General features: G+C 68.5%; 7 protein-coding genes. All 7 read left to right on the top strand.

Going from position 1 to position 7570, the window contains the following annotated elements:
• Positions 1–205 precede the first annotated feature (205 nt).
• Positions 206–1669 (top strand): aldehyde dehydrogenase family protein, encoded by a 1464-nt coding sequence (locus tag FHY06_RS33650; protein WP_026346538.1) that lies wholly within the window; start codon positions 206–208, stop codon positions 1667–1669.
• Between the two features lie 60 nt (positions 1670–1729).
• Positions 1730–2710: a tripartite tricarboxylate transporter substrate binding protein gene (locus tag FHY06_RS33645; protein ID WP_019656184.1), complete on the top strand. Its 981-nt coding sequence runs from the start codon at positions 1730–1732 to the stop codon at positions 2708–2710.
• A gap of 50 nt (positions 2711–2760) precedes the next feature.
• Positions 2761–4014 carry an ABC transporter substrate-binding protein gene (locus FHY06_RS33640; RefSeq protein WP_184607590.1) on the top strand — a complete coding sequence of 418 codons (1254 nt, stop codon included), beginning with the start codon at positions 2761–2763 and terminating at the stop codon, positions 4012–4014.
• Between the two features lie 12 nt (positions 4015–4026).
• On the top strand, positions 4027–4746 hold the full coding sequence (locus FHY06_RS33635) for an ABC transporter ATP-binding protein (protein ID WP_019656182.1): 720 nt from the start codon (positions 4027–4029) through the stop codon (positions 4744–4746).
• Positions 4747–4891: 145 nt separating this feature from the next.
• Entirely contained in the window at positions 4892–5620 is a 729-nt protein-coding gene (locus tag FHY06_RS33630; RefSeq protein ID WP_184607589.1) for an ABC transporter ATP-binding protein, read from the top strand.
• Entirely contained in the window at positions 5613–6476 is an 864-nt protein-coding gene (locus FHY06_RS33625; RefSeq protein ID WP_126184610.1) for a branched-chain amino acid ABC transporter permease, read from the top strand. Before FHY06_RS33630 ends, FHY06_RS33625 begins: the two co-directional genes overlap by 8 nt.
• The gene (locus FHY06_RS33620) at positions 6473–7513 is read left to right on the top strand and encodes a branched-chain amino acid ABC transporter permease (RefSeq protein WP_184607588.1); all 1041 of its coding nucleotides are present in this window, start codon (positions 6473–6475) and stop codon (positions 7511–7513) included. The genes FHY06_RS33625 and FHY06_RS33620 overlap by 4 nt, the downstream gene beginning before the upstream one ends.
• Positions 7514–7570 lie beyond the last annotated feature (57 nt).

Here is a 7570-nt window from a genome sequence, read left to right as displayed (position 1 = left end):
GTGCGCGCGGGTGGGGTGTTTGTCCTGCCCCGCTCCGGGGCCCGCCCGCTCGGGGTTTTTTGTTCCTTTCCGGCGCGCGGGGCCCGGGGGGGGGGGGGGGGGGGGGGGCCCCCCCCTCTTCGAGCCCGCGCCCTCCTTGAAGAAGCCCCCACCCCAACCCTCCCCCAGCGGGGGAGGGAGAGGAACGCTCATGCCTATTTCTTCCATCCGCCACCAGCTCTTCATCGACGGCCGCTTCGTCGACGCCGAGTCCGGCGAGACCCTCGCCACGCTGAACCCGCACGACAACACGCCCATCGTCGAGGTGGCGCTCGCCGGCAAGGCCGACGTCGACAAGGCCGTGGCCGCTGCGAAGCGCGCCTTTCCGAAGTGGAGCCGCATGGCCGCCGCCGACCGCGGCCGCATCCTGCTGAAGCTCGCCGATCTCATCGAGGCCAACGCCGAGGAGCTTGCGCGGCTCGAATCGCTGGACACGGGCCATCCGATCCGCGACTCGCGCCGGCTCGACGTGCCGCGCACCGCGGCGTGCTTCCGCTACTTCGGAGGCATGGCCGACAAGTTCCAGGGCGAGACCATCCCGGTGGAAGAGGGCTTCCTCAACTACACGCTGCGCGAGCCCGTCGGCATCGTCGGCCAGGTGGTGCCGTGGAACTTCCCGCTGATGTTCACCAGCTGGAAGATGGCGCCCGCGCTCGCGGCCGGCAACTGCATCGTGATGAAGCCGGCCGAGATCACGCCGCTGAGCTCGCTTCGCATCGCCGAGCTGATGGCCGAGGCCGGCCTGCCGCCCGGCGTGGTCAACATGCTGCCGGGCCTGGGCAGCGTGGCGGGGCAGTACATCGCCGAGCACCCGGAGATCGCGAAGATCGCCTTCACCGGAAGCACCGCCACCGGCCGGCGCATCGTGCAGGCCAGCGCGGGCAACCTGAAGAAGGTGCAGCTCGAACTCGGCGGCAAGGGACCGAACATCGTGTTCGAGGACGCGAACCTGCAGGCGGCCGTCAACGGCAGCGCTTGGGCCATCTTCCACAACCAGGGGCAGGCCTGCATCGCGGGCTCGCGGCTGATGCTGCACGAGAGGATCGCCGACGAATTCCTCGCGCAGTTCATCCCGCTCGCGAAGTCGATCCGCCTGGGCAATCCGCTCGACGACGCGACGGAGATGGGCCCGCTCACCAGCGCGCAGCACCGCGAGCGCGTGCTGGGCTACGTCGACGTGGCGCAGGGCGAGGGCGGCGAGCTGCTCGCGGGCGGCAAGTCGCCCGGCGGCGAACTGGCGAAAGGCTGCTACGTCGAACCGACGGTGATGCGCGCCCGGTCGTACAAGGACCGCGTCGCGCAGGAAGAGGTGTTCGGCCCCTTCGTCACCGTGCTCACCTTCAAGTCCGATGAAGAGGCGATGCAGATCGCCAACGGCACCGACTACGGCCTCGGCAGCGGCCTGTGGACCCGCGACCTGCAGCGCGCCCACAAGGTGGCTCGCGACCTGCACGCCGGCATGGTCTGGATCAACAGCTACAAGCGCGTGAACCCCGGCTCGCCCTTCGGCGGCGTCGGCCAGAGCGGCTACGGCCGCGAGATGGGCTTCGACGCGATGCGCGAGTACACGCAGGTCAAGAGTGTGTGGGTGAACATCGACGCGCAGATACCGCCGCACTTCGTGCGCTGACGAAGCGGGACATCGAGACGAGCAGAGAAGAGCAAGAGAAAGAACGAGGAGACACGAGAGATGCATTCGATCACCGCCCGCTTCATCGCGAGCCTCGCCGCTGCCGGTGCGCTGTTCGCCGCCGCTGCGCCCGCCGCCGCGCAGACCTGGCCCGTGAAGCCGGTGCGCGTCGTCATCGGCTTCCCGCCCGGCGGCATCGTCGACACGGTGGCGCGGCAGCTCCAGCCGCGCCTGCAGGCCGCGCTCGGCCAGCCGGTGATCGTAGACAACCGCGGCGGCGCCCGAGGCACCCTGGCAGCGGCCGAAGTGGCCAAGGCCGCACCCGACGGACACACGCTGCTGATGGTGTTCGACAGCTACGCCACCTATCCGCTGGTCTACCCGAAGCTGAGCTTCGACTTCGCGCGCGACCTGCAACCGGTGACGCAGATCGTCAGCAATCCGCTGGTGCTGCTGGTCAACCCGAAGGTCGATGCGCGCGACCTCAGGAGCTTCGTGAGCCTGCTCAAGTCGCAGCCCGGGCGCCTCAACTACGCGAGCGTCGGGCCAGGGTCGAGCAACCATCTCACGGCCGAATACTTCAAGGCGGTGAGCGGCACCTTCGTCACGCACATTCCCTATCGCGGCGGCGGCCCGGCGCAGCAGGACCTGCTCGGCGGGCAGGTCGAGATGATGTTCCTCTCCGCCGTCCTGGCGCAGCCGCACGTCAAGTCGGGCCGCCTGCGCGCACTGGCCCAGACCGGCCTGCAGCGCGCGGCCGCCTACCCCGACACGCCCACCATCGCCGAGAGCGGCTATCCAGGCTTCGAAGTCAATTCATGGGTCGGCCTGCTGGCGCCTGCGGGCACGCCGCGCCCCGTGGTCGACCGGCTCCAGGCCGAGGTGAAGAAGATCGTTGCCGACCCCGCCTTCGCCGCCCGCCTGCAGGAGCAGGGCCTGACGGGCATCGCCGGCACGCCCGAGCAGTTTGCGGCGGTGCTGCGCACCGAGCAGGACAAGTGGGCCCGGCTGGTGCGCGAGCGCCAGCTGAGCCTGGAGTAGCAGTGAGAGCGACGCAGAGTCCGGCAACAGGACAACAGAAGGAGACAACCATGGCAATCAATCGCAGGCAGTTCACGCAGGCCACGGCCGCGCTGGTGGCATCGGGCGCGGCACCGCTGGTGTTCGCTGCCGACACGCTGAAGATCGGCTACGTGTCGCCGCAGACCGGGCCGCTCGCGCCCTTCGGCGAGGCCGACAAGTGGGTCATCGACCAGATGAAGGCGGCCTTCAAGGACGGCCTGACCGTCGGCGGAAAGAAGTACGCGGTGCAGATCGTGCTGAAGGACAGCCAGTCGAACCCCAACCGCGCGGGCGAGGTGGCGAACGACCTGATCCTGAAGGACAAGGTGGCGCTGGTGCTCACCGCGGGCACGCCCGAGACCGCCAACCCGGTGAGCGACGCCTGCGAGCTCAACGAGGTGCCCTGCGTCTCCAGCGTGGTGCCGTGGCAGCCGTGGTTCTTCGGACGCAAGGGCGATCCGGCCAAGGGCTTCAACTGGACGTACCACATGTTCTGGGGCCTGGAGGACGTCATCGCCAACTTCACCAACGGCTGGAAGACGCTCGCCACCAACAAGAAGGTCGGCGGGCTCTTCCCCAACGACGGCGACGGCAACGCGTGGGGCGACAAGGAGCTGGGCTTTCCGAAGCCGCTCTCGCAGATGGGCTTCACGCTCACCGACCCGGGCCGCTTCCAGAACGGCACGCAGGACTTCAGCGCGCAGATCGCGGCCTTCAAAAGAGACGGCGTGGAGATCGTCACCGGCGTGGTGATTCCGCCGGACGCAAAGACCTTCCTCACGCAGGCGCGGCAGCAGGGCTTCAAGCCCAAGGTCATCACGCTGGGCAAGGCGCTGCTGTTCCCCGGAGCGATCGAGGCGCTGGGCGACCTGGGCGACGGTCTTTCCACCGAGGTGTGGTGGAGCCCTGCGCATCCGTTCACATCGAGCCTCACGCAGCAGAGCGCGAAGGCGCTGGCCGAAGCCTACGAGGCCGGCACGAGGAAGCAGTGGACGCAGCCCATCGGCTTTGCGCATGCGCTCTTCGAGGTGGCGGCGAATGCGCTGGGGCGCGCCAGGTCGCTGAAGGCTTCGGACGTGCGCGACGCGGTCGCATCGACCTCGATCAACTCGGTGGTCGGCCCGGTGAAGTGGGGCGGCCAGGGGCCGTTCAAGAACGTCAGCAAGACGCCGCTGGTGCTCGGCCAGTGGGGCAAGGGCCAGAAGTACAAGGTGGAGCTGACCATCGTGAACAACGAGGCGGCCACCAACATTCCCACCGGTGGCAAGCTGCGGCTGCTCTGACGCGGGAACGCCATGACGCTGCTTGCACTGCATGCCGTGAGCAAGTCCTACGGCGCGCTCAAGGTCACCGACGGCATCACGCTGGCGGTGGCCGAGGGCGAGACGCTGGGCATCCTCGGGCCCAACGGCGCGGGCAAGACCACGCTGTTCAACCTGATCTCGGGCGACGTGCGCGTCGATGCCGGGCGCGTGGAATACGCCGGCCGCGATGTGACGCGGCTGAAGCCCCACCAGCGCTGCCACGCCGGCATCGGCCGCAGCTACCAGGTGCCGCAGCCCTTCGGCAACATGAGCGTGTTCGAGAACCTCGTGACCGCTGCCTGCTTCGGCGGGCAGCAGAACGAGCGGGAGGCCTGGCACACCGCGCAGGAGGTGCTGGAACAGACGGGCCTGATGGCGCATGCCAACAAGCCTGCGGGCGGCCTCACGCTGCTCGACCGTAAGCGGCTGGAGCTGGCGCGCGCGCTGGCGACACGGCCGAAGCTGCTGCTGCTCGACGAGATCGCGGGCGGCCTCACGGAACCAGAGGCCGCTGTGCTGGTCGGCGAGCTCAAGCGCATCAAGGCGCGCGGCATGACGATGATCTGGATCGAGCACGTGGTGCACGCGCTGCTGTCGCTGGCGGACCGGCTGTTCGTCATCAACTTCGGCCAGAAGCTCGCGGAAGGTGCGCCACGCGCGGTGATGAGCGATCCGGAGGTGCGGCGGGTGTACATGGGGATGGAAGCATGAGCACGCATCGACTTCGCATTGCTCCTTCCCCCTCTGGGGGAAGGCCGGAATGGGGGCGCAAGGGCGCCGACATTCCGACGCCGCTTGCTCCTGCCCCAACCCTCCCCCAGAAGGGAAGGGGGCAGGAACCGCGGGAGCAAACACCATGAACACCCTGCTCTCCACCCGCGACCTCAAGGCCTTCTACGGCGACGCGCAGGCTCTCTTCGGCATCGACTTCTCGCTGGAGCGCGGCGAACTGGTGGCCATCATCGGCGCCAACGGCGCGGGCAAGTCGACCTTCCTCAAGAGCCTCACGGGCCTGGTGCGCGCGCCGCTCGATGCGATCCGCTTCAAGGACGAGCCCATCGGCGGCCTGCCGCCTGGCGACATCGTGCGCCGCGGGCTCGCCATGGTGCCCGAGGGCCGACGGCTCTTCCCGAGCCTCAGCGTCGAGGAGAACCTGCTGATGGGCGCCACGCCGTCGCGCAAGGGGCCGTGGAACCTGCAGCGGCTGTATGCGCTCTTTCCCATCCTCGCCGAGAAGCGCAACCAGCCGGGCACCTCGCTTTCGGGCGGGCAGCAGCAGATGGTCGCGCTCGGCCGTGCGCTCATGAGCAACCCCGAGGTGCTGCTGTGCGACGAGCTCTCGCTGGGGCTCGCGCCCATCGTCATCCGCGAGATCTACGCCGCCATGCCGGCGATCACCGCGGAGGGCATGACGGTTGTCATCGTCGAGCAGGACGTGACCATGGCGCGGCAGGTCTCGCAGCGCGTCTACTGCTTCCAGGAAGGCCGCGTGTCGCTCGAAGGGCGTTCGGCCGAGCTCACGCGCGAGCAGATCTCGCAGGCCTACTTCGGCCTCTCCGAGGACTCGGAGGCGGCCCATGCTTGAGACGCTCGTCCAGGGCCTGCTGCTGGGCGGCCTCTACACGCTCTTCGCGCTGGGCCAGTCGCTGATGTTCGGCGTGATGCGGCTGACCAACACGGCGCAGGGCGACTTCATCGTTCTCGGTGCATTCGCGGTCATCGCGGGCATGTCGCTGACGGGCGGCGAGTCGCCGTGGCTCGTGGCGCTGGCGGTGCTGCCGGTGGCCTTCGGCTTCGGCTACGTGCTGCAGCGCTTCGTGCTCAACGGCACGCTCGGCAAGGACCCGCTGCCCTCGCTGGTCGTCACCTTCGGCCTGTCGATCGTCATCCAGAACCTGCTGCTCGAGCTGTTCTCGGCCGATCCGCGCGCCATCGAGACCGGCGGGCTCAGCACGCAGGGCATCGCGCTGGGCGACGCGATGTCGCTGGGTGTGCTGCCGCTGGTCGTGCTGGCCGTCGCGCTCGCTGCGACGGGCGCTCTGCAGTGGCTCTTCGCACGCACGGCGCTGGGGCGGTCGTTCCGCGCCGTGTCGGACGACCGCGAGATCGCCGAGCTGATGGGGCTGAACGCGAAGAAGGTCTACGCGCTCGCGACGGCCATCGCCTTCGTGCTGATCGCCGTCGCGGGCGCACTGCAGGGCATGCGCACGACGGTGTCGCCTTCGGACGGGCCGCTGCTGCTGCTCTTCGCCTTCGAGGCCGTGATCATCGGCGGCATGGGCTCCTTCTGGGGCACGCTGGCGGGCGCGATGATCCTCGGCGTCACGCAGCAGATCGGCTTCAGGCTGGACCCGGGCTGGGGTATCTGGTTCGGGCACATCGTGTTCCTCGCCGTGCTGGTGCTGCGGCCGCAGGGGCTTTTTCCCAGGACGCGCGGATGACCAACATGCCTCCTTCCATCGTCGCGGTCGAACGCGCAACGGCCGCGAGCCGCGCGGCGCTGTTCGCCGGCATCGCCATCGTTCTCGTCGCGGCCAGCCTGCCGTTGTGGGGCGAATCGAGCTGGATGCGCGAGTTCGTCGAGATCGCCTGCTACTTCATCTTCGCGATGATGTGGAACCTGCTCGCCGGCTACGGCGGCATGGTGAGCATCGGACAGCAGGCCTTCTTCGGCTTCGGCGGCTACGTGATGCTGATGCTCGGCAACTTCGCGGGCGTGAACCCCTTCGTGGCGATACCGCTGGGCGCGTTGGCCGCGGGGCTGGTGGCGGTGCCCGTGTCCTTCGTCGCGTTCCGGCTGTCGGGCGGCTACTTCGCCATCGGCACATGGGTCATCGCGGAGGTGTTCAGGCTGAGCTTCGCCAACGTGTCGGCCGTGGGCGGCGGCTCGGGCACCACGCTGACCGCGCTGCGCGGCATCGACAAGGCGACGCGCGAGAGCACCACCTACTGGATGGCGCTGGCCTGCGTGGTCGCGGCGATCGTGCTGGTGTACCTGTTCCTGCGCAGCAAGCGAGGCCTGGCGCTGCTGGCGATACGCGACAACGAGGTGGCCGCAGAGTCGCAGGGCATTCCGGTGGCGCGCATGAAGCTCGCGGTGTACGTGGTCGCGGCCTTCGGCGCGGGGCTCGCGGGGGCGCTTTACTTCGTGGGCAACCTGCGCATCAGCCCCGACGCGGCCTTCAGCGTCAACTGGACGGCCTTCGCCATCTTCATGGTGGTCATCGGCGGCATCGGGCGCATCGAGGGGCCGCTGGTGGGCGCGCTCATCTTCTGGGCGCTGAACAAGTTCCTGAGCGACTACGGCACCTGGTACCTGCTGGGTCTGGGGCTGCTCGCGATCCTCGTCACGCTGTTCTTCAAGCAGGGGTTGTGGGGATTCGCGCAGCAGCGCTGGGGCTGGTCGCTGTTCCCCACGCAGCGCAAGCTGCTTCGCACCTTGCCACAAGGGAGTGCGCTTGTACGTGATCGACCCTGACTGGAAGCCACTTCGGACTTGCTAAAAACATCGTCGTCCTGTAACGTGTTGTAAACG

Source organism: Variovorax atrisoli (genome assembly GCF_014195185.1).
Taxonomy (GTDB): domain Bacteria; phylum Pseudomonadota; class Gammaproteobacteria; order Burkholderiales; family Burkholderiaceae_C; genus Variovorax; species Variovorax atrisoli.
Note: the sequence above shows the minus strand (reverse complement) of the source record. Positions and strands in the feature narration are given on the sequence as shown.